A 24495-nucleotide genomic window follows, 5' to 3' on the forward strand; every position below is an offset into this window, starting at 1 on the left:
GGCGGCATGCAAACCGATCCCCATTTCCTGATCCTGGCCGGCCTGCTGTGCGCCGTGCTCGTGCTGCTGCTGGCGTTGTTGCTGCGCCGGACCAATCACACGGCGCTGGAGCAGGCCCTGCGCGAGGAACAGCGCGGCGGCCGCGGCGAACTGCGCGAGCAGCTCGACAGCCTGGCGCGGCAGCAGGATGCGCGCAGCGAAGGCTTCGCCCGCCATCTCGCCGACCTGTCCACCCGCACCGACCAGCGCCTGGACCTGCTGCGCGAGGCGCTGACCGAAGACGCCCGCCGCGGCCGGGTCGAGGCCGGCGAGGCGCAGCAACGCGTGGCCGAACTGCTCAACCAGCGCCTGGTCGAAATGCGCAGCCAGCTCGACGCCTTCGGCCAGCAGCAGGACGCGCGCATGCTGCAGTTCGGCCAGCAGCAGAGCGAGCTGATCGCGCGCATCGACGCGCACCTGGCCGCGCTGCGCGAGACCCTGGTCGAGGACGCGCGCAAGGGCCGCCTGGAAGGCGCCGAGTCGCAGCAGCGCTTCGCCGACACGCTCGGCCAGCGGCTCAACGAACTGATCCAGCGCAACGAGCAGCGCATCGGCGAGATGCGCAGCACCCTGGAAGAGCGCTTGAAGGAACTGCAGGCCGACAACGCGGCCAAGCTCGAGCAGATGCGCGGCACCGTCGACGAGAAGCTGCAGACCACCCTCAACACGCGCCTGGACGCCTCGTTCAAGCTGGTCTCCGAACGGCTCGAGCAGGTCCAGCGCGGGCTGGGCGAGATGCAGCAGCTGGCCACCGGCGTCGGCGATCTCAAGCGCGTGCTGAGCAACGTCAAGAACCGTGGCGGCTGGGGCGAAGTGCAGCTGGAGAACATCCTCGAGCAGACCCTGACCCAGGAGCAGTACGCGCGCGGCGTGCGGGTGCGCCCGGAGCGCAACGAGGCGGTCGATTTCGCGGTGCGCCTGCCCGGCCGCGGCCACGAGGACACGCCGGTATGGCTGCCGATCGATGCCAAGTTCCCGCGCGAGGACTACGAGCGGCTGCTCGACGCGCAGGAACAGGGCGATGCGGACCAGGTGCTGGCGATGGGCGCGCAGCTGGAGCGCGCGATCCGGGTGCAGGCCAAGTCGATCAGCGACAAGTACATCGCGCCGCCGCACACCACCGATTTCGCGGTGATGTTCCTGCCCACCGAGGGCCTGTACGCCGAAACCCTGCGCCGGCCGGGCCTGGCCGACCTGCTGCAGCGCGAGCACCGCATCGTCATCGCCGGTCCCACCACCGTCACCGCGCTGCTCAACAGCCTGCAGATGGGTTTCCGCACGCTGGCCATCGAGAAGCGCTCCAGCGAAGTGTGGGGCGTGCTGGCCGCGGTCAAGAGCGAGTTCGGCAAGTTCGCCGGCATCCTGGAAAAGGCCGAGAAGCAGATCAGCACCGTCGGCAAGAGCCTGGGCGATGCCAGCCGCAAGACCCGCACCATCGAGCGCCGCCTGCGCGGGGTGGAGACGCTGGCCGATGCGCAGTTCACGCCGTTGCTCGATCTCGAGTTGCCCATCGCCGATGCCGAGGCGGACGAGGATCCGGCGCGCGACGAGCAGGAATAGCCGGTATCGGGCACGCCACGCACCTCGCCGCGCTGCGCGGCGCGGCGCGTGGCGCAGCGGCTGGCCTATGTGCCGCGCGCTGCTTCGAGTTGCCCATCGCCGATACCGGCGACGACGATCTCACGCGCCAGGACAAGAAAGCGGCGCGATCGCGCACGCCCATGCACCCGCTCGCCACAGGCGCATTGCGATACTGCGCGCCGAAACCTGGCCGAATGGAGACGCCGATGTCGATGCGATGGTGCATGCCCCTGTTGTCCTGCCTGTTGCTGGCTGCCTGTAGCAGCGGTCCACGCCCGCAGGCGACCCCCGCGGCATCCGCGCCGCAGGCGGGCGGCGATGGCGCCGCTGCGGCCGACGCCGCGGCGTGCACGGCACAGGGCGGCAGCCTGCGCCCGCTCGGCCGGCGCGGACTGCTCAAGTGCGTGATCCCGTTCGCCGATGCCGGCAAGACGTGCAGCGACAAGAGCCAGTGCCACGGCGACTGCCTGGCGGTCACGCCGGTGCCCACCGGCGCCGCCGCGCAGGGCGTATGCCAGCGCGACATCAGCGAGAACTACGGCTGCCGGCAGGCCGTGCAAGGCGGCGTGGGCGGATCGCAGGTCTGCATCGACTGAGGGCGGCGCGCGCTCCAGCGCCGAGCGGGGCGCGCTGGGTCTGCCGTCACCAACCCGCAGGGCCGCTCCTGCGCGCGGGGCAGCGTCATGACCGGCGTGGACGCACGCGCGCTCCTGCCCCGTGCACGGACAGGAGCGGCGCGGTTTGCCCGGATGAAGCACACGCCCAGGCCGCGGCGCGATAGCCGCTGCGCGGCCAGGCGCCTATGCTTGCGCTCCATCTTGCTGCAGGAGTTGCACGTGAACCAATCGATCTACGACATCCCGTTGACCACCATCGATGGCCAGCCCGCATCCCTGGCCGCGCATCGCGGCAAGGTGCTGCTGGTCGTCAACGTCGCCTCCAAGTGCGGCCTGACCAAGCAGTACGAAGGGCTGGAAGCGCTGTACCGCGAAAAGCACGCCGCCGGACTGGACGTGCTCGGTTTCCCGGCCAACGACTTCAAGGGCCAGGAGCCGGGCAGCGAGGCGGAGATCCAGCAGTTCTGTCAGCTCACCTACGACGTGACCTTCCCGATGTTCGCCAAGATCGCGGTCACCGGCGAGGCCACGCATCCGCTGTACCGCGCGCTGATCCAGGCGCAGCCGCACACCGAGGGCGAAGGCCCGATGCGCGAGAAGCTGGTCGGCTATGGCATCGAGCCCAATCCGGCGCCGGGCGTGCTGTGGAACTTCGAGAAGTTCCTGATCGGCCGCGATGGCCAGGTGCTGGGCCGCTTCGCCCCGGACGTGACCGCCGAGGACCCGCGCCTGCGCACGGCGCTCGAGGCGGCGCTGGCCGCCTAAACGCCCGCGGTGTCCGCAGCCTGCTGGATGCCGCAGGCGCTGCTGGCTATCCGGATGCACTGCAGGAGGGGCTTCAGCTCCGGCAATTCGCCGAGCGCGTAACGATTCCTGGCTCCGTTCGTCGCGGCTGAAGCCGCTCCTACAGGAGCGCGGCTGGCTTGCCGAGTGCACGATAGGAGGGATGCTGGTTATCGGCTCCGGGATCGATGGAGGTCGGAGCTGCTTCCATGCGTTCATCGCTTCGGAAGGCCGAACGCATTCGGAGTCGTCTCACGGCGGCCGTCAGGGCATTACAGCCAGCGATCTGATGCGAAGGCGTCCCGATGGTCGCCGCGATGGCGCTCAGTCTGCTGCGGTTCTTGCCGGCACTTTCGCCGCCGCCGTCTTTGCTTCTGCCTTTGCAGTTGCAGTTGCAGTTGCAGTTGCTTTGGCTATTGCTGTTGCTGTTGCTTTTGACTTGCCGGGTTCCCTTCCGCAGCGGCGGATGGACCGGGGAAAAACCCCGAAGGGGCGGCGCACATGGATGTGCGCCGTTCGCGGCAGGGGCAGGATGCCCCTTCCGCGAATCCCCGGTGCATCCGCGGACCCGGAGCGCGCAGCGCGGAGGGCGCAAGGCAGGGCGCGCTTTCTTTTGGTTACTTTTCTTTGCGCGAGCAAAGAAAAGTGACCCGCCCCAGGGCGGAAGCCTTTGCTTCGGCGTTTGTTTTTGTAGGAGCGGCTTCAGCCGCGACTGGTTCTATCAGGAAGGCGTCGCGGCTGAAGCAGCTCCTACAAGGATTCTTCCACCGCACAGTAAGAGCAGCAGCAACAGCTTTCGCCTTACGGCGGGTCACTTTTCTTTGCTTGTGCAAAGAAAAGTAACCAAAAGAGGCGCTTTACCACAGCCGAAGGCTGGTCAAGCACCCCCCGCAGCGCGCCTTCCGCGCTGCGCGCTCCAGGTCCGCAGGCCCGACGGGCATTTTTCGATGGCACTTGTCCGCTACGCGGCCAAGCCCGGGGCAGGCGCCTCGCGGCGCCTGCCCGTTCGCCGGGGCGAAGCAGTGCTTCGCCTTTATCCGGCTCACCCATGTGCCAACGAAAAACGTCGCGCATCCTGCGCGCCGCCCTTCGGGTATTCGCCCGCCGGACCTGCCGCGCTGAGGGGACCCGGTAGATCAAAAGCAGAGCAACAGCAACAGCAACAGCAGGAGCAACAGCAGGAGCAACAGCAGGAGCAACAGCAGGAGCAACAGCAAGTACGTTGGGGTGCGGGACATTCGTCGTGCCCATCGCGTGCTGCGCTACGTGGCGTGCACCAATAACCGCTTGCGAGCGTGATGTTCCTACCTTGGCGGTGGCAGGAAAAATCCAGCCACAAAAAACCCGGCCGAAGCCGGGTTTCTTCAGGGTCGCCCGAATCGGCGCGACTCAGCGGCTGCCGCCGCGCCATTCCGGGATCGGCATCGCGTCCACCGGGACGGTCGGATTGGTCTCTTCCTCGCGCAGATAGTCGGGCAGGTCGTTGTCCTGGCGCTTGTTGTGGCTGCGCAGGTCGCCTTCGATCTGGTAGGCACGGCGCTGCATCCACGCGTCGCGGGTCAGCTGGTACTCGTCCGGCGCGTTGTCGCGCATGCTGTCCAGCGACAGCAACTGCGCGCGCGTATCCACCAACTGCAGGCCCTGCAGACCGATGCGCACCGTGTCTTCCTCGATCTGCCGCAGCGGCGACAGCGGCGCGTCGCCGGCCAGGCCGAACACGTCGCGGACCGTGCGCGGCCCGAACAGCGGCAACTCCACGTAACGCGAACGGCGCCAGCCCCAGGCGCCCAGGGTCTGGCCGAAGTCCTCGCTGCGCCGCGGCAGCTTGGCGTCGCTGGCCGGGTCGAAGATGCCGCCGATGCCCAGCGTACTGTTCATCACGAACCGGCCCAGAGTCTGCCCGGCCTGCAGCGGACGGCCCTGCAGCAACTGATTGACCATGGTCAGCGGCGAACTGAGGTTGTCGAAGAAGTTGGTGACGCCCAGCCGCACCGGCCGCGGCACCACGTTGACGTAGGCGCGCGCCAGCGGCCGCGCCACGGTGCGGTCGACCACGTTGTTGAACTTGTGCACCTTGCGGTTGAACTTCTCCCACGGATCGTAGCTCTGCGGCACGGCGACGCCGGCCGGCAGGGTCGGATCGGCCACCGGGTTGTACGGGTCGCCGCCGTACAGCGCGGCGTAGTCGTCTTCGGCCGTGGTGGCTGCGCCAGCGGTCGGCGGCACGCTCGCCGGTGCGGCCAGCGTGTCGCCGGCGACGGCGGCCGGCGCGGCCTGCGCATCGGCCGCTGGCGCCGCGTCCATGGCGCCGCTATCGGCCACGGCGGCGTCGGCCGGCGTGGCCTGCACCGCGGTCGCGGCCGGCGGCGGCGGGGAACGCTTGGGGGCGCCGGCGCAGGCGCCCAGGGCGGCGGCCAGGGTCAGGGAAGTGAGGATACGCAGCACGTTCATGGGGTCAGCTCGCCGCCAGGGGAGATTGGAAATCCAGGGTCGGCGCCAGCCGGTAGGCGGCGCTCAATTCGGTCAGGCCGGCCGGGGCGCCATGGATGGCGACCTCGGCCTGGCCCTGCGCACGCAGGCGTGCGGCCAGTTCGGCGAGCAGCGCCAGGCCGGCGCTGTCCACCTGCGCCACCTCGCGCAGGTCCAGCGCGCGCGCGCCGGCCAGCAGCGGCAGCGCCGCCGGCCACAGCGCGGTGGCCGCGGCGCGGTCGAGCACGCCGCTCAGCGCGAGCGTGTCGCCGTCGCGACGCAGGCGTGGCTCACTTGCCACTGTTGCTCGCCGGTGCCACCTGCAGCGCGCCGTTGCGCAGATCGGCCGCGACCTGCGGGATCGACTTGGTGCGCAGCGGCGTGTCGAACTGGTTGCGGAAGGTCTGCACGTACGACACGCCTTCCACCATCACGTCGAAGATCTTCCAGCTGCCGCCGACGTTGCGCACCAGGTAATCGACCGGGATCGGGTCGCCGCCGCTGCGCAGCAGTTCGGTGGAGACCTTGGCGCCGCGGCCGCCCGGCAGCGGGGTTTCCGACTTCACCCGCACCTGCGGCTTGCCTTCGAAGGTCAGCAGCGAGGTGCCGTAGCGCTGCATCAGGTTGTCGGCCATCGCGTCGGCGAACAGCTTGACGTCGGCATCGGAGGCGCCGCGGCCGTGCACGCCGAGCACCAGGCGCGCGGCGTAGTCGCGGTCGAAGGACTTGTTCATCTCGCTGTCGATGAACTGCTTGAGCGCGGCGTTGTTGTTCTTGAACTCGGCGCGGCGCTGTTCCAGCGTGGTCAGGATGCGGGTGCTGTTGTCGAGCACGACCTTGCTGGCCGAACCCTGCTGGGCGGCGGCAGCGGCAGGCGCGGCCTGGGCCAGCGCGATGGCGGGTGCGGCGACGGCCAGGGCGGCGGCGAGAGCGGCGGAAAGCAGTTTGTTGGTCATGGCTTGGGTTCCGTTTCCGTAGAGGGAGTGGCGGTGTTCGCGGAGGATGCGGCAGCGGGCGTCGCGCCGGCGTTACCGCCGCTGCTGCTGCCGCCGCCGAACATGTACTTGCCGACCAGCTGGATCAGGTCCACCGCCGGCTGGGTGAAGGCGATCTCCTGGCCGGGCTTGAGCGTGTCGGGGTCGCCGCCGGGCTGCAGGCCGACATAGCTCTCGCCGAGCAGGCCGCTGGTCAGGATCCCGGCCGAGGTGTCCGCCGGCAGGTCCTTGTAGCGGTCGTCGATGGCCAGGGTCACCACCGAGTCGAACTTGGCCGGGTCCAGCTCGATCTTGGCCACCTGGCCGATGATCACCCCGCCGATCTTCACCGGCGCCTGCTGGCGCAGCTGGCCGATCTGCGAGAAACGGGCGGTCAGCTCGTAGCGCCCGCCGCCGAAACCCCACTGGCGGTTGGTGGAAGCGAGCGCCAGCACCAGCAGCGAGGCCAGGCCCAGCAGCAGGAAGGCGCCGACGGCGAACTCGAGACGGGGACCACGGATAGCCATAACGTGTCTACCTTGTTGATTCATCTGGGCCGCGGCGACAGTGCCGCGGCCGGTGTTGCGCAAGCGCCCGCCGGCGAGGGCGGACGGTGGCGCGCGGTCCCTTACTGGAACAGCAGCGCCGACAGGACGAAATTGAACATCAGCACCAGCAGCGAGGCGTTCACCACCGCGCGGGTGGTGGCCACCGAGGTGCCCTCGATGGTCGGCTCGGCGTGGAAGCCCACATACGAGGCCACCAGCGCCGCGGTGCCGCCGAACACCGCCGACTTCAGCATCGCCACGCCGAAGTCGTCCCAGAAATCCACGCTGCTCGACAGCGCCGACCAGAACGTGCCCTTGTCCAGGCCCAGCACGTGCACCGCTTCGAAGTAACTGGCGCTGATCGCCAGCGAGCAGAAGATGCCGGTCAGCAGCGGCACGGTCAGCACCGCCGCCCAGAAGCGCGGCGCCACCGCCTTGGCCACCGGGTCGATCGCCATCAGCTCCAGCGCCTTGATCTGATCGGTGGCGCGCATCAGCCCCAGTTCGGCGGCGATCGAGCTGCCGGCGCGGCCGATGAACAGCAGCGCGGTCAGCACCGGCGCCAGTTCGCGGTACAGCGACAGCCCCAGCAGCGTGGACAGCGCATCGGAGGCGCCGTAGGTCTGCAGCGTGCGGTAGCCCTGCAGGGTCAGCACCAGGCCGACGAAGGCGCCGCCGACGGCGATGATCGGCAGCGAGCGCGCGCCGACCTTGTAGATCTCGCGGACCAGTTCGGCCAGGAAATCGCGGGTCGGCAGCGAACCGCGCAGCACGGTGATCGAGAACAGCCCGGCGCGGCCCAGCGCACGGATCGAGGCGACGGCGCCCATCAGGCGGCACTCCGCGGGCGCGCCGGCGCATCGAACGGGATCGGGCCGTCCGGGCGGCCGTGCAGGAACTGCTGCAGCAGCGGATCGGCGCTGGCCTGCAACGCGTCCGGGGTGCCGGCGAAGACCACGCCGCCATTGGCGATGGCCACCGCCTGGTCGCAGATCGGCAGGGTCTCGTGGACGTGGTGGCTGACGATGATGCTGGTCAGGCCCAGGGTGTCGTTGAGGCGCTGGATCAGGCTCATGATCACCCCGGAGGCGATCGGGTCCAGGCCGGTCAGCGGTTCGTCGTAGATCATCAGCGGCGGGTCCAGGGCCAGCGCGCGGGCCAGCGCCACGCGCCGCGCCATGCCGCCGGACAGCTCGCGCGGCCAGGCGTCGGCGGCGGCGAGCAGGCCCACTGCATGCAGCTTCAGCGCCACCAGCCGTTGCAGCACCGGCTCGGGCAAGCGGGTGTGGGCGCGCAGCGGCAGCGCCACGTTCTCGGCCACGCTCAGGTCGGTGAGCAGGCCGTTGCCCTGCAGCAGCACGCCGATGCTCTTGCGCGTCTCGCGCAGCGCGCGGCTGCCGCGCGGCAAGGGCTGGCCGAAGACCTCGACCGTGCCTGCGACCGGCACCAGCTCGCCGGTCAGCGCCGCCAACAGGGTCGACTTGCCGCTGCCCGACGGGCCGAGCACGGCGGTGATGCTGCCGCGCGGCACCGCCAGCGAGACATCGCGCAGGATCGCGCGGCCGCCACGGTCGATGCGCACGCCCGACAGCTGCACCACATTGGATTCGGAAGACGCCATCGCGGCCTTTAACGAAAAATCAACACAGGATTGAACCAGTCCGCTGAACTTAACCGAACTGGGCCGTGCAGTATTGTCGCATCCGTGAAGCCCGTGTGCGCGTGGTCCGGGGATGCCGTACATGCAACAGCGTGTATTGGGCCTGGGGCTGTCCGGTTTGCCGGTGCGGGTGACACAGCGCCGGCGGCTCCGCCGCGGGTGTCCGCAGGCCTTGCGATCCCGCGTCGCGGCAGGAACCGCATGGCCGTCGCCGCCGCCGCTGCGCGCGGTCCGGTGCCGCTCAAGCGAGGCCGCCTCCATCGCCGAATCGCTGGATCCGGGGGCCGTCGCGGTGCCGGTCTTGTGCGCAGTGCCGGGTCGCGCCACGATGCAGGGCGGCGATGGCGCCGCGACAGGGAGTCGTGCATGGAATTGCTGACGTTGGAACATTTCGCCGGGAGCGTGAACGAGACCTTCGCGGCGGAGTTGAACGAGGGCGAGATTTCGTTCGTGCTGGTCGAAGCCCGGCCCCTGCCGATCAAGACGGCCGCGCCGCGCGCGCCGTTCTCGCTGCTGTTCCGCAATACCTCCTCGTTCCTGTTCCCGCAGCAGACCTACCGGATGCGGCACGCGCGGCTGGGCGAACTGGGGATCTTCCTGGTGCCGGTGGCGCGCGAACGCGACGGCTTCCTGTACCAGGCGGTCTTCAACTGAGCGCCGGCGCCGCGCAGGCGGCGCGCCAATGCATCTCCAGGTGGGTGTCGCTGGCGTCGCCGGCGACGAAGCCCAGTCGCGCATACAGGCGCTGCGCGTCGGGATTGGCATGCAGCACGTGCAGCGACAGCGCGCATCCGGCCGCGGCCGCCAGCGCTTGCGCCTGCGCGATCAGCGCCGTGCCCACGCCTTGCCCGCGGCAGGCCGGCAACAGGCTGATGTCGACCAGCACGTGTTGCGCCGCGCCGCGCTGCAGGTAGAGCCGGCCCAGCGGCGCCTGCGCGGTTTCCACGATCAGGAAGTCGGCGTCGGCGAAGTGGCGCAGGTAGTGCGCGTGCTGCAGCGCGAACTGCTGGTCGAGGAATGCGCGCTTGGCCGTTTCCGGCCATGGCACTGCCGCCAGCTCCGCGCTGCGGGTGCTGGCGTACAGGTCGCGCAGCCAGGGCAGGTCCGCCGCCCGCGCCGGTCGCAGACCGAGGCCACGCGCTTGCAACGCCGCCGACGGGGCGAAGGAAACAGCGCGGTCCGGAAAGTCCCGCGCCTGCGCGGCGGCGCTAGCGCTCATCAGCTGCTCAGTTGAACGCGGGGTAGTTGCCCTGCAGCGCGATGCAGAAGTTCACTGCCAGATACGGCTGCCGGTTTTCGTGCGCCTGGCCGGTGCCGGTGGGCAACAGCATGGCCGGGGAAAATTGCTTGTCCGGCGCGACCGCCAGGAACGGACGCTCGGTATTCACGTTCAGTGATGAGAGGGCGACACCGTTGGCCGGTGTGCCGGTCTTCTTGGTCGCGTCCGGTTGCGAGAACGCGTTGACGCCGTGCTGGTGTAGCGGGATCTGCGTGCTCAGCAGGCTTTCCGAGGCGGAGCCGAAGTTGCTGCCCAGCGTGTGCGGGGTCAGCCCCGGCCCAGCGCCCTGCTGGCAGCCGGCGCGCGCGGAGAAGTTGGGCAACTGGAAGGTGCTGCTGCCGTTGCCGCCATAGGCCACGCCGAGCAGGGAGTACAGCGTGGTGTTCTGCGTGATCGGTAGCGTGGCGCCATTGCAGAACGCCCAGCCGTAGGGGTTGTAGTCGAAGCCGAACAGCTGGATTTCGCCGATATAGGGTTCGGTCATGAGCGGATTCCTCCGATGGAGCGGATGCGTGCCGCAGCCATGTCGGCGCGGCGCAGGGGGTCAGGCCTGTTGCGGGAAGATGCCGGTGGTGGCGATGCAGTACTGCACCGTCAGCGTCGGCATGATGTTGTCGTGCGGCTGGTTGCCGCCGGTGAACGAGGTGCTCTGCCCGGACATTGCCAGCGTGGTGGAGCCGGTGGTGTCGCTTGCGTAGAACAGGCTGCCGTTGACCGTGCCCGGCAGCAGACCGGCTGGCGCGGTGGCGGTCGCTGCCGCGGTGGTGGCCTGGGCGGTGTGCGTGTGCGCCGGCATCTGCAGGTCGGTCAACGTCACCGTCTCGGTGCCGGCGCGCTGGGCGAGTAAGTAGTTGCTCAGGCCCGGTCCCTGGCCCTGGTGGATCGGCAAGCGGCCGCGCAGATCAGGCACGCCGAACGTGCTGGTGCCGTTGCCGCCGTAAACGGTGCCGAGCAGGACGTACAACGGTTCGTATTCGGAGATCTGCAACAGCGAGCCGTCGCATGCCTGCCAGCCCTGGGGAGTGCGGCCGAAGCCGAACATGCGGATTTCGCCGATGAAGGGAGTGCCCATGAAATTCTTCCTGGTCGATGAGGCGCCATGCGCAAGGCTGCGTGCGCTGCGCGCGCCCGGATGCGGATGCGCCTAGCTGCGCGAAGGGAAGATGCCGGACAGCGCGATGCAGAAATTGATCGTGGTGTACGGCTGCAGGTTCGGATGCGCCTGGCTGCCGCCGCTGTTGGCGACCGTGGACTGCGACAGCGGCACCATTGCGCCGGGCGCGGCATACAACGCATGCGGGGTCCCGGTATTCATGCTGTTGTTCGCGAACAGGCGGCCGGTCGGCGTGCGGTTGTCGCCATTGGCGCTGCTGCAATCCATCAGATGGGTATGCGCGGGAAGGTTGTCGACCACCAGCGTTACCGTCTCCGCACCGGCGGCCTGGCCCATCGGCATTGCAGGCGGCTGCCAACTCGGATCGGCCGAGGGCCCGTAGCCCATCGGTGTGCGCCCGCGCATGTCCGGCAATGCGAAATTGGTCTTGCCGTCGCCGCCGAAGCGCGTGCTGAGCAGACTGAACAGGGCCTGGTTCTGATTGATCGGCAGCAATTGCCCGTTGCACTGCGCAAAATACTTCGGCGCAAACGCGAAACCGGTCAGCATGATCTGACCGATGAAGAACTCGCTCATGCGGATCTCCCCCCGGAGTTGGTAACGCCAGACCTCGTGTCTGACGCGAGAATACTTAAGCACGACGCTGGCGACATGCAAGCGACGATTTCGCTGAACCAGACAGACATGACGCATTTGTTGCTTTACGTGGCGGATCGCTTGTTGTTTCAATAGCCGCGCAACGCGCGTGCCGATCCTTGCTGGATCGATATTCCGCGTCGTCCGAGGCACCAGGATGGCTGCCAGCGCCCATGGGGTGGCGCGTTTTGGGGGAATCGAAATATGTCTACGAATTGCACCGCGTTGGGCGGCGTGCGCCCGCTGTTGCGTTGGATGCTGGGGTTGTTGCTGCTGGCGACATCTCACGTCGCGCTGGCGGCCTATTGCACAAGCCCTAAAAGCGCCACCATCAACTCCGGTAGCTCGGTGACCTTCGATGTCAGCGACTGCGACGGTCCTTCCAATACCGGTATGACCGATGACGGCGTGCCGCCTGCGCATGGCAGCTACGTCCTCAGCGGACAGTCTGGTCCGGGCACGCAAACGGTGACCTATACCAACAATGGCGACGGTGCGACCTCGGACTCGTTCTACCTGCTGGACGAGGACAACAACCAGGTCGTCTTCAACATCACCATCAATCCTGCGATCAGCGCCAGCATCGCGGTTTCGCCGTCCAGCGCCAATGAAGACAGCGGCACCGTCTTCACCTACACGGTGACCCTGAGCCAGACCAGCAGCTCGGCGACCACGGTGAACCTAACCCGCAGCGGCACCGCCACCAGCGGCACCGACTACACGGGTGCGGTGACCAGCGTCGTGGTCCCCGCCAATACCGCTTCGGTCAGCTTCAATGTCACCCCGGTCGCCGACACCACGGTGGAGGCCGACGAGACGGTCGTGTTCAATGTGGCCAGCGGCAGCGGTTATGGCATCGGCAATCCGTCCAGCGCGACCGCGACCATCCTCAACGACGACCTGCCCACCGCGTCGATCACGGTGTCCCCCTCCAGCGTATCCGAGGACGGCGCCACCAATCTCACCTACACCGTCAGCCTCGACCAGGCCGCGCAGAGCGCGGTGTCGGTCGCCTTCAGCGTCGGCGGCACCGCCACCTCGGGTACCGACTACGCGGCCGTGAGTTCGCCGCTGGTGATCGCCGCCGGCCAGACCAGCGGCACCATCACCATCAATCCCACCCTCGACACCACCGTCGAACCCGACGAGACGGTAGTGATCAGCCTCAATGCCGGAACCGGTTACACGGTCGGTTCGCCGTCCAGTGCCACTGGCACCATCACCAACGACGATCAGCCTGTGCTGAACATCAACAACGTGTCGGTGAACGAGGGCAATGCCGGCACCACCAATGCCACCTTCACCGTCTCGCTCGACCAGCCGGCTGGCGCCGGCGGCGTCAGCTTCGACATCGCCACCGCCGACGGCACCGCCACCGCGGGCGTGGACTACGTCGCCGCCAGCCTGACCGGGCAGACCATCCCCGCCGGCAGCAGCAGCGCCACCTTCACCGTGCTGGTCAACGGCGACACGCTCAACGAACCGAGCGAGACCTTCTTCGTCAACGTCAGCAACGTCACCGGCGCCACCGTCGCCGATGCGCAGGGCCAGGGCACGATCGTCAACGACGATGCGCAGCCGTCGCTGTCGATCGACGACGTCAGCGTGAACGAAGGCAACAGCGGCACCACCACCGCCACCTTCACGGTGAGCCTGAGCGCGGCCAGCGGCCAGACCGTCTCGGTCAACTTCGCCACCGCCGACGGTACCGCCACCGCGGGCAGCGACTACGTCGCGCGCTCCGGCACGCTGACCTTCGCGCCGGGCGTCACCGCGCAGGGCGTGGCCATCACCGTCAACGGCGACACCGCGGTCGAACCCAACGAAACCTTCAACGTCGGCCTGTCCGGCGCCAGCAACGCGAGCATCGCCCGCGCCACCGGCACCGGCACCATCCTCAACGACGATGCGGTGGTGACGGTCAGTCCGGCATCGCTGCCGGCGGCGACCGCAGGCAGCGCCTACAGCCAGACCCTGAGCGCCAGCGGCGGCACTGCGCCGTACAGCTTCGCCGTCAGCGCCGGTACGTTGCCGGTCGGAGTGCAGTTGAGCCCGGGCGGCGTGCTATCCGGCACCCCGACGTCCAGCGGCAGCTTCAACTTCACCGCGACCGCCACCGACAGCGGCGGCAGCCCCACCAGCGGCAGCCGCGCCTACACGCTGACCGTGGCCAGCCCGACGATCACCCTGCCGGCCACCACCCTGGCGGGCGGCACCGCCGGCCAGGCGTATACGGCCGCGATCAACCCGGCGACCGGCGGCATCGCGCCGTACACCTACACGCTCAGCGCCGGCGCGTTGCCGGCCGGCGTCACCGTCAACAGCGCGACCGGTGCGCTCAGCGGCACGCCCACCGTGGCCGGCAATTTCAACTTCAGCCTGACCGCGACCGACAGCACTACCGGCACCGCCGGGCAGGCGAGCCAGAGCTACAGCCTGAGCATCGTGTCGCCGACGCTGGCCATCGCGCCGCCGACCTTGCCGGCCGGCGCCATCGGCACGGCCTACAGCCAGACCCTGAGCACCAGCGGCGGCACCGCGCCGTACGGCTACGTGATCAGCGCCGGTGTAGCGCCGACGGGCCTGACCCTGACCACGGGCGGCGTGCTGTCCGGCACCCCGACCGTGGCCGGCAACTTCGCCTTCACCGTCAGCGTCACCGACGCGCACGGCTTCGGCGCCGCGCAGGCCTATACGTTGTCGATCGCCTCGCCGACGCTGACCATCGCGCCGCCGACACTGCCGGCCGGTACCGCCGGCAGCGCCTACAGCCAGACGCTGAGCGCCAGCGGCGGCACCGCGCCGTACACCTTCGTCGTCAGCGCCGGCGCGTTGCCGGCCGGGTTGACCCTGACCACGGGCGGCGCGCTGTCCGGCACCCCGACCGTGGCCGGCAGCTTCGCGTTCACCGTGACCGCGACCGACAGCACGGCCGGCGTGGCCGCGCAGGTGAGCTACGCCTACACCTTGAGCATCGCCTCGCCGACGCTGGTCATCGCGCCGCCGACGCTGGCCGCTGGCACGGTGGGCACCGGCTACAGCCAGACCCTGAGCGCCAGTGGCGGCACTGCGCCGTACAGCTACAGCGTCAGCGCCGGCACGCTGCCGGCCGGCCTCACCCTGACCGCCGCCGGCGTGCTCGCGGGCACGCCGACCGCCGCCGGCAACGCCGCCTTCACCGTCAGCGCGACCGACGCGCATGGCTTCGGCGCCGCGCAGGCCTACACCCTGGCGATCGCTGCGGCGGTGCCGGCACCGGTGGCGGTGAACGACACTGGCGGTACGCTGGTCGATACCGCGCTGACGCTGGCGGTGACCGGCAACGACACCGGCAGCATCGACACGATCGCGGTGACCACCGCGCCGACCCACGGCACCGCGGTGGTCAGTGGCGTGCAGTTGGTCTACACGCCGGCGGCCGGCTATGTCGGCGCCGACACCCTGAGCTATACCGCCACCGGCGCCGGCGGCACGTCGGCGCCGGCCTCGGTCACCATCACCGTCAATGCGCGCCCGGTTGCGGTCTCGGCGACGGCGCAGGCGGTACCCGGCGAAGCGCAAGCGGTCGACCTGACCCGCAACGCGACCGGCGGGCCATTCGTGGCCGCCGCGCTGGTGGCGATCATGCCGGCCAATGCCGGTAGCGCGACCATCACCCGCAGCGGCGGCGCGGCGGCGGCGGGCGTTCCGACCGCGGCGGCGGCCGATGGCCCCAGCTTCGTGATGACCTTCACCCCGAACCCGGCGTTCTCCGGCCAGGCGACGGTGCGCTTCACCCTGTCCAACGCCTACGCGACGTCGGCCGAAGCGGCCATCGTGTTCGTGGTCGCGCCGCGTCCGGATCCGAGCCTGGATGCGGAAGTGCGCGGCCTGATCGATGCGCAGGCCGAATCGACCCGGCGCTTCGCCAAGGCGCAGATCGACAACTTCCAGCGCCGGCTGGAGGCGACCCATCGCGGCGATCGCGGCTTCGACAACAACCTGAGCTTCCAGTCCACCTCGCGGTCGCATTGCCGCGAAGCCGAGCGTGGTATGGGCGCACAGCCGTGCAGCCAGCCGACCTGGGATGCGGATACCGACACCGGCGATGCGGCGGCGCCGCCGTCGACCGGCAAGACCGCGGTCAACGGCGAACTCGGCGTGTGGATGGGCGGTGCGATCCGCTCCGGCAGCCTGGACAAGAAGAGCCAGCGTGCCGGCGTGGACTTCCAGACCGACGGCCTGAGCATGGGCGCCGACTATCGTGCGTCGGATGCGTTGGCGCTGGGTGCGGGCGTGGGCTGGGGCCGCGACGACAGCGACGTCGGCAACAACGGCAGCCGCAGCAAGGCCACCGCGTACACGCTGGCGCTGTACGCCAGCTTCCACCCGGGCCGGCATTTCTTCTTCGACACGTTGGTCGGCTACCAGCTGCTGTCCTACGACCTGCGCCGCTACGTGACCGGCAACGGCGAACTGGCCGAAGGCCGCCGCGACGGCAGCCAGTGGATCGGCTCGGTATCCACCGGCGCCGACCTGCAGCATGGCGATTGGCAGATTACGCCGTATGCCCGCGTGGACATGGCCCGCGCCACGCTGGACGCGTACAGCGAAGCGGCGATGGCGCCGTACGCGCTGCATTACGCGGACATGGACGTGTCCACCACCACCGGCAACCTCGGCCTGCGCCTGGAGTGGCGTCGCGAGATGAGCTGGGGTCAGTTCACCCCGCAGCTGCGCGTGGAATACCAGCGCGACTTCCAGGGCCGCGGCGACGCCACGCTGAGCTATGCCGACATCGTCGACGCTGGCCTGCTGTACCGCACCGGGCTGAGCGTGTTCGATCGCAACCGGCTGATGCTGGGGCTGGGCGCGGTGTTCACCACCGAGCAGGGCCTGTCCACCCGCGTCGAATACCGCGGCGTCACCGACGGCGACAGCGGCAACGACCAGACCTGGATGTTCAACGTCGAGAAGAAGTACTGACCTATAGCCCCTCTCCCGTCGGGAGAGGGGTTGGGGTGAGGGTCCGGCGCGGAGCGACTCGCGGAGTTTGGGTGCACGAGGCTGCGCCCGTACCCTCATCCGCCCCTGCGGGGCACCTTCTCCCGAGGGGAGAAGGGAACAGCGCTAGCCCCTCTCCCATCGGGAGAGGGGTTGGGGTGAGGGTCCGGCGCGGAGCGACTCGCGGAGTTTGGGTACACGAGGCTGCGCCCGTACCCTCATCCGCCCCTTCGGGGCACCTTCTCCCGAGGGGAGAAGGGAACAGCCGACTAGCCCCTCTCCTCCCGGGAGAGGGGTTGGGGTGAGGGTCCGGCGCGAAAGCGTCTCGCGGACTCGGGCGCACAAGGCAGCGCCCGCCTGAGCTCCACTTACGACTACGGCTATCAGCCAACCCGCATCTCGCATCCCGCAACGACGCCACACCCGCGCATCCGGCACAATGCCGCACGCATGCACGCCCCTTCCGCGCCCGATTTCCGCCTGTACCCGTCCAACGCGCTGGATACCCTGGCCGCCCTGCTCGCCGAGGAACTGCGCCGGCCGGTGCCGGAGCAGCCCCTGCTGGCGCCGGAGGTAGTGCTGATCCCGCAGGTGGCGATGCGCCGTTGGCTGCAGTCCACCCTGGCCGCCGCGCACGGCGTCGCCGCGAACCTGGAATTCCTCACCCCCGGCGAATTCGTCGCGCGCGCGCTGGACGCCAACCTCGGCGCGGCCGCCGACGATCTGGACATGGCCACCACGCAGTGGCGGCTGTACGCGGCGTTGCAGGCCGATCTCGGCAGCGACGCGGCGCTGGCACCGCTGGCCGGCTACCTGGCCGACGGCGACGTGCTCAAGCCCTGGGCGCTGGCCGGCGAACTGGGCAACGTGTTCGAGAAATACCAGGCCTGGCGCCGCGACTGGCTGCTGCGCTGGGAAGGCGGCGCCGACGCCGACGACCCGCAGGCGCGCTTGTGGCGCAGGATCGCCAGCGGCCGCCAGTACCGCGCACGCCGCATCGGCCAGTACCTGGACCGCTATGCGCGACCCGACGGCCCGCTGCCGCAGGGCCTGCCGAAACGGCTGTTCGCCTTCGCCATCCTCAATATCTCGCCCGACGTGCTGCGCGTGCTCGCCACCCAGGCGCGCGTGGGCACGCTGCATTTCTACCTGCCCACGCCGACCCAGGGCTACTGGGGCGACCTGCAGACGCTGTGGCAGCGCCGCCGCGAGGACGGCGCCGTCGATCTGTTCGCCGCGCAGGTGCAGGAAAACCCGCTGCTGCAGGCCTGGGGCGCGGCCGGGCGCGATTTCATGGCGCTGGTCGGCGATTACGAAGTGGTGCACCCGCTGGCCGAGATCGCGGTCTACGCCGACCCGCTGGCCTCCGGCCAGCGCCCGCTCGCCGGCGGCGGCCTCGGCGACAGCCTGCTGCGGCGCATGCAGAGCGACCTGTTCCACCGCCGCGCGCCCGCCGTGCCGCCACCGTTGCCGCAGGTGGACCTGGCCGATCCCAGCCTGCAGATCCACGCCTGCCATACCCGCCTGCGCGAACTGCAGGTGCTGCACGACCAGCTGCGCGCGCTGCTCGACGACCCGCGCTTCGACCCGCCGCTGCAGCCGCGCGAGATCGCGGTGCTGTCGCCGGACATCGATCCCTACGTGCCGTACCTGGACGCGGTGTTCGGCGGCCACGGCCGCGACGACGCGCTGCCGTATGCGCTGGCCGACGCCAGCCCGCTGGCCAGCGAGCCGCTGGCCGAAGTGTTCCTGAGCCTGCTCGGCCTGCCGTTGTCGCGCTTCGGCCTGCACGAGATCCTCGACCTGCTGGCCAGCGCGCCGATCGCCGAGGCTGCCGGGCTGGACGAGACCGGGCTGGAGCGCCTGCGCGGCTGGCTGCACGCCGCCGGCGTGCGCTGGGGCCTGGATGCGGCGCACCGGTTCCACCACCAGGCGCCCGCCGACGACGCCTACACCTGGCGCTTCGCGCTGGACCGGCTGCTGCTCGGCCACGCCAGCGGCGCCGAGGACGATATCGCCGGCGTCGCGCCATGGCCGCAGTTGGAAGGCAGCGCGCTGGTGGCGCTGGATACGCTGCTGCGGCTGCTGCGCGTGCTGGACCGTCACCAGGCCATGCTGGCCGAGCCGATGGCCCCGGCCGACTGGCGCGAATGCCTGCTCGGCCTGCTCGATGCGTTGATCCCGCAGGCGCCGTCGGCGCCACGTGCGCAACGCGCGCTGGACCGGCTGCGCAGCGTGATCGACCAATTCGCCCGCGACGCCGCGCGCGCCGAATACGCCGGCAAGGTGCCGGCCGAGGTGGTGCGCGCGCATTTCGCCGCGGTGCTGGGCGAATCGGACACGCGCGCGCCGCTGCTCACCGGCGGCATCAGCTTCGGCCGCATGGTGCCGATGCGGCTGCTGCCGTTCCGCGTCATCTGCCTGCTCGGCATGAACGATGGCGACTTCCCGCGCCGCGACCCGGCCGCCGGGCTCAACCGCCTCACCGCCGAGCTGGGCAGCGCGCGCCGCCGCCACGGCGACCGCTCCACTCGCGAAGACGACCGCTTCCTGTTCCTGCAACTGTTCGCCTCGGCCCAGGACGTGTTCTACCTCAGCTATCTCGGCGCCGATGCGCGCGACGGCAGTGTGCGCGAGCCGTCGGTGCTGGTCAGCGAACTGCTGGCCAGCGCCGCGCAGTACCACGCCGACCCGAAGGCCAGCGAAACCCTCGTGGTGCGCCACCCGCTGCAACCGTTCGCCGCCGCCGCGTTCGGCGCGCTCGGCGAGGACGGCGCCGATCCGCGCCGCTTCAGCTATCGCCGGCAGTGGCGACCGGCGGTGGACAGCCTGGCCGGACAGCGCCAGGCGCTGCTGCCGTGGGTCGCCGCGGCATTGCCCGCGGATGACATGGCCGTGCCGACCAGCGTTTCGATCGACGACCTGCGCCGCCTGTTCGCCGATCCGGCCGGGCAGTTCCTGCGCCATCGCCTGGGCATGCGCCTGCCCGACCCGGCCGGCGAGGACAGCGATCTGGAACCGTTGCTGGCGCCGGGCAGCGGGCTGGAGCAACACGACTTGCAGCAACAGGTGCTGGAGGCGGTGCTGAGCGGCGCCACCGATGCGCTGTACGCCCGCCTGCGCGCGCGCGCGCTGCTGCCGTCCGGGCCGCTGGGCCGGCGCCTGCTCGACGAACGCCTGCGCCAGCTGCGCCCGTACGCGGAAGCGTTCGCGCAGTGGCGTGGCGACGCGCCGGCGCAATCGCAGCGGCTGCAGCTGCACCTCGACGGCGTCGACCTGCACGGTCGCCTGCTCGGCTGGTACGTCAACGGCGTGGGCCGAGTGCAGGTCGGTGCGATCGGCGGCCGCGCCGCGATCCGCCACGGCCTGGAATGGCTGCTGCTGCGCGCCGCCGGCGAGCGCGCACCGTTCGTGCGTTTCTTCGAAGACGACGACGGCCTCGGCCCGCATCCGATGGACGCGACCGCGGCCGAACCGCTGCCGCCAGCGCAGGCGCAGGCAGCGCTGGCCGACCTGCTGCGGCTGTATCGGCAGGGCCTGCAGGCGCCGCTGGCGTTCGCGCCTTACAGCAGCTGGAAGTATTACCAGGCCGCGCGCAACGACGACCTCGACAAGGCGATCAAGGACGCCGCCGCGCAATGGCAGGCCAGCTTCGGCTGGAGCGAAGCGGCCACGCCGGAACTGCGCCTGGTGCACCGCGGCCGCGACCCGTTCGCCGATGCGCAGCGCTTCGCCGACTTCGCCACCACCAGCCACACGCTGTACTCCCTGCTGGAACGCGGCAGCGCCGACAGCGCGCTCGATCCGGCGCGGCTGGCCGAAAGCTGGCGGCAGTGGCGCGGCGCGCAGGAGGACGCCGAATGAGCGCCCCCGCCCACGACCCGTACCTGACCCTGCCGCTGCACGGCGTGCGCCTGATCGAGGCCAGCGCCGGCACCGGCAAGACCTTCACCCTGGCCACCCTGTTCACCCGGCTGGTGGTCGAGCGCGGGCTGCGCATCGGCCAGATCCTGGCGGTCACCTTCACCGAAGCCGCCACCCAGGAACTGCGCCGGCGCATCCGCGAGCGCCTGGCGCTCGCGGCGACGCTGGTGCCCGACGCTGCCCCGCTTCCTGTAGGAGCGGCTTCAGCCGCGACAGAGAGCATGGACGACCTGTCGCCGTCCCGGAGCGCAGACACCCCGTCGCGGCTGAAGCCGCTCCTGCAGGAAGCGCCGGACGCCGTTCTCACCCGCGGGATCCTCGACGCGCACCTGGCCGCCAGCGACGAAACCCCCGCCGCCCTGCGCCGCCGCCTGCAACAAGCGGTGGAGGAAATCGACCTCGCCGCCATCTTCACCATCCACGGCTTCTGCGCGCGTGTCCTGCGCGAGCACGCACTGGAGAGCGGCCAGACCTTCGCCGCGCCGGAACTGCTGGCCAACGACCGCGATCTGCTCGGCGAAGTCGCCGCCGACCTGTGGCGCCAGCGCGCCGCCGACGCGGCGATGGCCGACGACCTGGTCGCGCTATGGCCGGGCGGCCCGGACACGCTGGCAAGCGACCTGCGCGAGCTGGTGCGGCATCCGCAAATGCTGCCTGCAGCAACGGCGTCATCTTTGCCCGATCCGTCCGCAGCCCGAGATGCTGCCGCGCACGCGCTTGTCGCGGCTCTGCACGAACATGGCGACCAAGCCTACGACGCAATCGCCGCTGCATTCGACAACAAGGTGTTCGACGGCCGCCGTGCGCGCCGCCCCAGTTTTGATAAAGCTTTCGAGCAGTTGTGGCATGGCAGTGCGGAGGCGGACTGGGTGTTGGACGAACGCGGTCATCTCGACAAGCTGTTGCCGTCCCGGTTACGTGAGTTCTGCAAAGAAGGCATGCACGACCACATGCCGCACTCGCCGCTGTTCGATGCATTGGGTGCCTGGCAACAGGCCGATGCACAGCTGCGACAGTGGCAATTGCAGCGCCGCATCCAGCTGTTGCACGCGCTGCGCAACGACGCAGTCGTGCGCTTGGCCATGCTCAAGCGCCAGCGCCGCGTGCAGACCTACGACGATCTGGTCGACGGTGTCGCGCACGCCCTGCACGGCGCTCAGGCCGAGGCGCTAGCGCGGCGGCTGCGCGCGCAATACGCCATCGCGCTGGTGGACGAATTCCAGGACACCGACGACCGCCAGTGGGCGATCTTCGCCAACGTGTTTGGCGACGGCGTGCTGGCACGTGAGGCCGGGCTGGAACCTGCGCTGTTTCTGATCGGTGACCCCAAGCAGGCTATTTACGGCTTCCGCGGCGGCGATGTGCGGACCTATCTGGCCGCGTCGATCACCGCCGAGATGGCTCCGTCGCTGAACCAAAACTTCCGCTCGCGCCCTACGCTGTTGGCTGCACTCGACGCGTTGTATGCGCAGGCCGGCTATGTGCAGGCCTTCCACACCGACGGCATCGCCTTCCATCCCGTGCAGCCAGGCGGTATGCGCAGCGATTTCGAGTTGCAGCGCGACGGTGTCACCGCACCGGCGCTGACCGTGTGGCGTGCGCCGGCCCCGCCCGAAGCACTACCAGCTGCTACGACATCCAAGAAAAAGCCTCCGAGCAGAACCGTCTGGAAATCGGGACTCTCACAGGAGATGTGCACCGACGCCTGTGTATCTGCAATCCATGGTTGGCTGGCTGCTGGCCGCGCCGGCAATGCAACTATTGGGGGTCGTCCAGTGCAGGCTGGTGACGTTGCGGTGCTAGTTCGTGAGCACAAGCAAGCCACCCGCATCCAGCAGGCGCTGGGCGCGGTCGGCATTCCCGCGGTGGCCGCCGGCAGGCAGAGCCTGTTCGCCACCGACGAAGCGCTGGAACTGCTGACCCTGCTGCAGGCGCTGCTCGACCCGGGCGACGACAGCCGCCTGCGCGCGGCGCTGGCGACGGTGCTGATCGGCGAAGACGCCGCCGCGATCGCCGCACTCGAACACAACGGCGACCGCCACCGCAGCTGGCAGCAACAGGCGCTGGACTGGCGCGAACGCTGGCAGCGCGGCGGGCCGCTGGCACTGATCGGCGACCTCGGCGCCGCGCACGCACAGCGCCTGCTGGCGCTGGTCGATGGCGAGCGCCGCCTGACCAACTACCTGCAGCTGGCCGAAACCCTGCAGGAAGCCGACTCCCGCGCGCTCGGCCCGCACGGCCTGGTCGATTGGCTGTCGCGGCGCATCGCCAATGCCGACGACAACGACGAGACCCAGCAGCTGCGCCTGGAATCGGACGCGCGCCGGGTGCAGATCGTGACCCTGCACAAGAGCAAGGGCCTGGAATATCCGCTGGTGTTCCTGCCCTACATCGGCATCGGCCGCAGCGACCGCGGCGCCGGCCGCCACTGCGTCGTGCACGCGCCGCCGCTCGGCCGCCAGCTGCACTGGAACACGGGCAAGGACGACCCGGCCTGGAGCGCCGCCGAGGCCGCGTGGAAACAGGAACAGCGCGCCGAGGACGCGCGCCTGCTCTACGTCGGCCTGACCCGCGCCGAGCACGCGCTGTGGATCGCCACCGGCCCCTTCCACCAGCACGAGCGCACCGCGCTGGCGGCGATGGTCGGCGACCTGGACGCGTTGCAGGCCGCCGCAGGCGAGGGCGCCATCGCCATCGACACCACGCCGCCGCCGGCCACCCTGCCGCGCCTGCCGCTGGCCGACGAAATCCAGGTACCGCCGGCGCGCGTGCCGCAGCGGCATGTCGTGCCGGAGTGGTGGGTGTACAGCTTCACCCAGCTGGCCAATGCCGATGCCGGCGCCGCCGCCGACCCGATGGCCAGCGCCACCGTGGTCGGCAGCGGCGGCAGCGACGAGCCGTCCACCAGCGAGGCGGTCGCGACGACGCTGGACGTGGAAGCGTTCGACCGCCGCTTCACCGGCAACCGTTTCGGCGTGGCCATGCACGACGTGTTCGAACGCTGCGACTTCGCCGCCTGGCGCGACTGGCATCCCGGCCAGCCGGCGCCGGACGGGCAGACCGTGGCACTGCTCGAAGCCCTGCAACGCGGCGGCTACGCCCAGGACGAACTGGAGGATGGCGCGGCCATGCTCACCGCCCTGGTCGGCCACACCCTGACCGTCGCCCTGCCCGAAGGCACCCGCCTCGCCGCGGTGCCCGAACCGCAGCGCCGCAACGAAATGGAATTCCACTTCGCCATGCGGCCCACCCGGGTCGATGCGCTGCTGGCGCTGCTGCACCGCTTCGGCGTGGTCGGCGAGCGCCAGGCGTTCGGCGCGCGCCAGCGCCTGGAAGGCCTGATGACCGGCCTGATCGATCTCACCTACCAGCACGACGGGCGCTGGTACGTGCTCGACTACAAATCCAACCGCCTGCCCAGCTACGACGCCGACGCGTTGGCGCGGGCGATGGCGCACAGCGAATACGAACTGCAGGCGCTGATCTACACCGTCGCGCTGCATCGCTGGCTGCGTTTCCGTCTGGGCGAAACGTACGACTACGCCCGCGACTTCGGCGGCGTGCGCTACCTGTTCTGTCGCGGCCTGGATGCCACCCATGACCCCTCGCCGGGCGTCCACGCCTGGCGTTTCGACCCCGCCCTGGTCGCGTCCGTCGACGCCCTCTTCGCCGGCGCCCCGCTTGAGCCCCTCTCCCCCCGGGAGAGGGGTTGGGGTGAGGGTACGTCAGCCCACGGAACCCCCACCCCGTGAACCAGCCCAACCTACTGGCCGCCCTCCAACGCAGCGGCATGCTACGAACGCTTGACCACGCCTTCGCCCAGAGCCAGTTCGAAGCCGCGGACACTCAGTCCGCCGGCGCCGCGCTCGAGCCCCTCTCCCCCCGGGA

The 24495-nt window shown here is 69.9% G+C and carries 17 protein-coding genes; 7 read left to right on the top strand and 10 right to left on the bottom strand.

What is annotated here, in order from left to right; genetic code table 11:
- Positions 1-6: 6 nt before the first annotated feature.
- The 3 genes from rmuC (at position 7) to AB8810_RS00700 (ending at position 3002) form a co-directional block, all read left to right on the top strand.
- Positions 7-1599: a DNA recombination protein RmuC gene (rmuC, locus tag AB8810_RS00690; protein ID WP_369915225.1), complete on the top strand. Its 1593-nt coding sequence runs from the start codon at positions 7-9 to the stop codon at positions 1597-1599.
- Between the two features lie 227 nt (positions 1600-1826).
- Positions 1827-2216, top strand: coding sequence for a hypothetical protein (locus tag AB8810_RS00695; RefSeq protein WP_369916721.1), 390 nt, complete (start codon positions 1827-1829; stop codon positions 2214-2216).
- 240 nt (positions 2217-2456) lie between these two features.
- Positions 2457-3002, top strand: a complete 546-nt coding sequence (locus tag AB8810_RS00700) for a glutathione peroxidase (protein ID WP_369915226.1) — start codon at positions 2457-2459, stop codon at positions 3000-3002.
- Between the two features lie 1407 nt (positions 3003-4409).
- Here AB8810_RS00700 and AB8810_RS00705 read toward each other — a convergent pair.
- The 6 genes from AB8810_RS00705 to AB8810_RS00730 all read right to left on the bottom strand — a co-directional run bounded on the left by AB8810_RS00705 (position 4410) and on the right by AB8810_RS00730 (position 8632).
- Positions 4410-5471 (bottom strand): MlaA family lipoprotein, encoded by a 1062-nt coding sequence (locus AB8810_RS00705; protein WP_369915227.1) that lies wholly within the window; start codon positions 5469-5471, stop codon positions 4410-4412.
- Between the two features lie 4 nt (positions 5472-5475).
- Positions 5476-5790 (bottom strand): lipid asymmetry maintenance protein MlaB, encoded by a 315-nt coding sequence (locus tag AB8810_RS00710; RefSeq protein WP_179570474.1) that lies wholly within the window; start codon positions 5788-5790, stop codon positions 5476-5478.
- The gene (locus AB8810_RS00715) at positions 5780-6445 is read right to left on the bottom strand and encodes a phospholipid-binding protein MlaC (protein WP_179570475.1); all 666 of its coding nucleotides are present in this window, start codon (positions 6443-6445) and stop codon (positions 5780-5782) included. Before AB8810_RS00715 ends, AB8810_RS00710 begins: the two co-directional genes overlap by 11 nt.
- Positions 6442-6990 carry an outer membrane lipid asymmetry maintenance protein MlaD gene (gene mlaD / locus AB8810_RS00720; RefSeq protein WP_179570476.1) on the bottom strand — a complete coding sequence of 183 codons (549 nt, stop codon included), beginning with the start codon at positions 6988-6990 and terminating at the stop codon, positions 6442-6444. Before mlaD ends, AB8810_RS00715 begins: the two co-directional genes overlap by 4 nt.
- A 101-nt stretch (positions 6991-7091) precedes the next feature.
- Positions 7092-7841, bottom strand: a complete 750-nt coding sequence (locus tag AB8810_RS00725; protein ID WP_003466288.1) for an MlaE family lipid ABC transporter permease subunit — start codon at positions 7839-7841, stop codon at positions 7092-7094.
- Positions 7841-8632 carry an ABC transporter ATP-binding protein gene (locus tag AB8810_RS00730; protein WP_179570478.1) on the bottom strand — a complete coding sequence of 264 codons (792 nt, stop codon included), beginning with the start codon at positions 8630-8632 and terminating at the stop codon, positions 7841-7843. Before AB8810_RS00730 ends, AB8810_RS00725 begins: the two co-directional genes overlap by 1 nt.
- A gap of 405 nt (positions 8633-9037) precedes the next feature.
- On the opposite strand from AB8810_RS00730, the gene AB8810_RS00735 reads away from it, so the two are divergent.
- Positions 9038-9325 (top strand): hypothetical protein, encoded by a 288-nt coding sequence (locus AB8810_RS00735; RefSeq protein WP_179570480.1) that lies wholly within the window; start codon positions 9038-9040, stop codon positions 9323-9325.
- Here the strand turns inward: AB8810_RS00735 and AB8810_RS00740 are convergent.
- From AB8810_RS00740 to AB8810_RS00755, 4 genes are all read right to left on the bottom strand, one after another.
- Positions 9318-9890 carry an N-acetyltransferase family protein gene (locus AB8810_RS00740; protein ID WP_369915228.1) on the bottom strand — a complete coding sequence of 191 codons (573 nt, stop codon included), beginning with the start codon at positions 9888-9890 and terminating at the stop codon, positions 9318-9320. The genes AB8810_RS00735 and AB8810_RS00740 overlap by 8 nt on opposite strands.
- Before the next feature lie 7 nt (positions 9891-9897).
- A complete protein-coding gene (locus tag AB8810_RS00745) occupies positions 9898-10434 on the bottom strand; it encodes a phage tail protein (protein WP_369915229.1) in 537 nt (178 codons plus the stop codon).
- A gap of 60 nt (positions 10435-10494) precedes the next feature.
- On the bottom strand, positions 10495-11022 hold the full coding sequence (locus AB8810_RS00750) for a phage tail protein (RefSeq protein WP_369915230.1): 528 nt from the start codon (positions 11020-11022) through the stop codon (positions 10495-10497).
- Positions 11023-11094: 72 nt separating this feature from the next.
- Positions 11095-11640: a phage tail protein gene (locus AB8810_RS00755; RefSeq protein ID WP_206229803.1), complete on the bottom strand. Its 546-nt coding sequence runs from the start codon at positions 11638-11640 to the stop codon at positions 11095-11097.
- Positions 11641-11904: 264 nt separating this feature from the next.
- Here AB8810_RS00755 and AB8810_RS00760 point away from each other — a divergent pair, with 264 nt between their 5' ends.
- From AB8810_RS00760 to recB, 3 genes are all read left to right on the top strand, one after another.
- Positions 11905-16665, top strand: a complete 4761-nt coding sequence (locus tag AB8810_RS00760) for a putative Ig domain-containing protein (protein ID WP_369915231.1) — start codon at positions 11905-11907, stop codon at positions 16663-16665.
- Positions 16666-17133: 468 nt separating this feature from the next.
- A complete protein-coding gene (recC, locus tag AB8810_RS00765; RefSeq protein WP_369915232.1) occupies positions 17134-20547 on the top strand; it encodes an exodeoxyribonuclease V subunit gamma in 3414 nt (1137 codons plus the stop codon).
- Positions 20544-24359 carry an exodeoxyribonuclease V subunit beta gene (gene recB / locus AB8810_RS00770; RefSeq protein WP_369915233.1) on the top strand — a complete coding sequence of 1272 codons (3816 nt, stop codon included), beginning with the start codon at positions 20544-20546 and terminating at the stop codon, positions 24357-24359. The genes recC and recB overlap by 4 nt, the downstream gene beginning before the upstream one ends.
- Positions 24360-24495: the final 136 nt, after the last annotated feature.

The organism is Xanthomonas sp. NCPPB 3005 (assembly GCF_041228095.2).
Classification (GTDB): domain Bacteria; phylum Pseudomonadota; class Gammaproteobacteria; order Xanthomonadales; family Xanthomonadaceae; genus Xanthomonas_A; species Xanthomonas_A bonasiae.

Bases quoted from the DNA above. Each gene is read 5' to 3' on its own strand.
- rmuC (WP_369915225.1), top strand. From the start codon at position 7: ATGCAAACCGATCCCCATTTCCTGATCCTGGCCGGCCTGCTGTGCGCC.
- AB8810_RS00695 (WP_369916721.1), top strand. From the start codon at position 1,827: ATGTCGATGCGATGGTGCATGCCCCTGTTGTCCTGCCTGTTGCTGGCT.
- AB8810_RS00705 (WP_369915227.1), bottom strand. From the start codon at position 5,471: ATGAACGTGCTGCGTATCCTCACTTCCCTGACCCTGGCCGCCGCCCTG.
- AB8810_RS00715 (WP_179570475.1), bottom strand. From the start codon at position 6,445: ATGACCAACAAACTGCTTTCCGCCGCTCTCGCCGCCGCCCTGGCCGTC.
- mlaD (WP_179570476.1), bottom strand. From the start codon at position 6,990: ATGGCTATCCGTGGTCCCCGTCTCGAGTTCGCCGTCGGCGCCTTCCTG.
- AB8810_RS00725 (WP_003466288.1), bottom strand. From the start codon at position 7,841: ATGGGCGCCGTCGCCTCGATCCGTGCGCTGGGCCGCGCCGGGCTGTTC.
- AB8810_RS00730 (WP_179570478.1), bottom strand. From the start codon at position 8,632: ATGGCGTCTTCCGAATCCAATGTGGTGCAGCTGTCGGGCGTGCGCATC.
- AB8810_RS00735 (WP_179570480.1), top strand. From the start codon at position 9,038: ATGGAATTGCTGACGTTGGAACATTTCGCCGGGAGCGTGAACGAGACC.
- AB8810_RS00740 (WP_369915228.1), bottom strand. From the start codon at position 9,890: ATGAGCGCTAGCGCCGCCGCGCAGGCGCGGGACTTTCCGGACCGCGCT.
- AB8810_RS00745 (WP_369915229.1), bottom strand. From the start codon at position 10,434: ATGACCGAACCCTATATCGGCGAAATCCAGCTGTTCGGCTTCGACTAC.
- AB8810_RS00750 (WP_369915230.1), bottom strand. From the start codon at position 11,022: ATGGGCACTCCCTTCATCGGCGAAATCCGCATGTTCGGCTTCGGCCGC.
- AB8810_RS00755 (WP_206229803.1), bottom strand. From the start codon at position 11,640: ATGAGCGAGTTCTTCATCGGTCAGATCATGCTGACCGGTTTCGCGTTT.
- AB8810_RS00760 (WP_369915231.1), top strand. From the start codon at position 11,905: ATGTCTACGAATTGCACCGCGTTGGGCGGCGTGCGCCCGCTGTTGCGT.
- recC (WP_369915232.1), top strand. From the start codon at position 17,134: ATGCACGCCCCTTCCGCGCCCGATTTCCGCCTGTACCCGTCCAACGCG.
- recB (WP_369915233.1), top strand. From the start codon at position 20,544: ATGAGCGCCCCCGCCCACGACCCGTACCTGACCCTGCCGCTGCACGGC.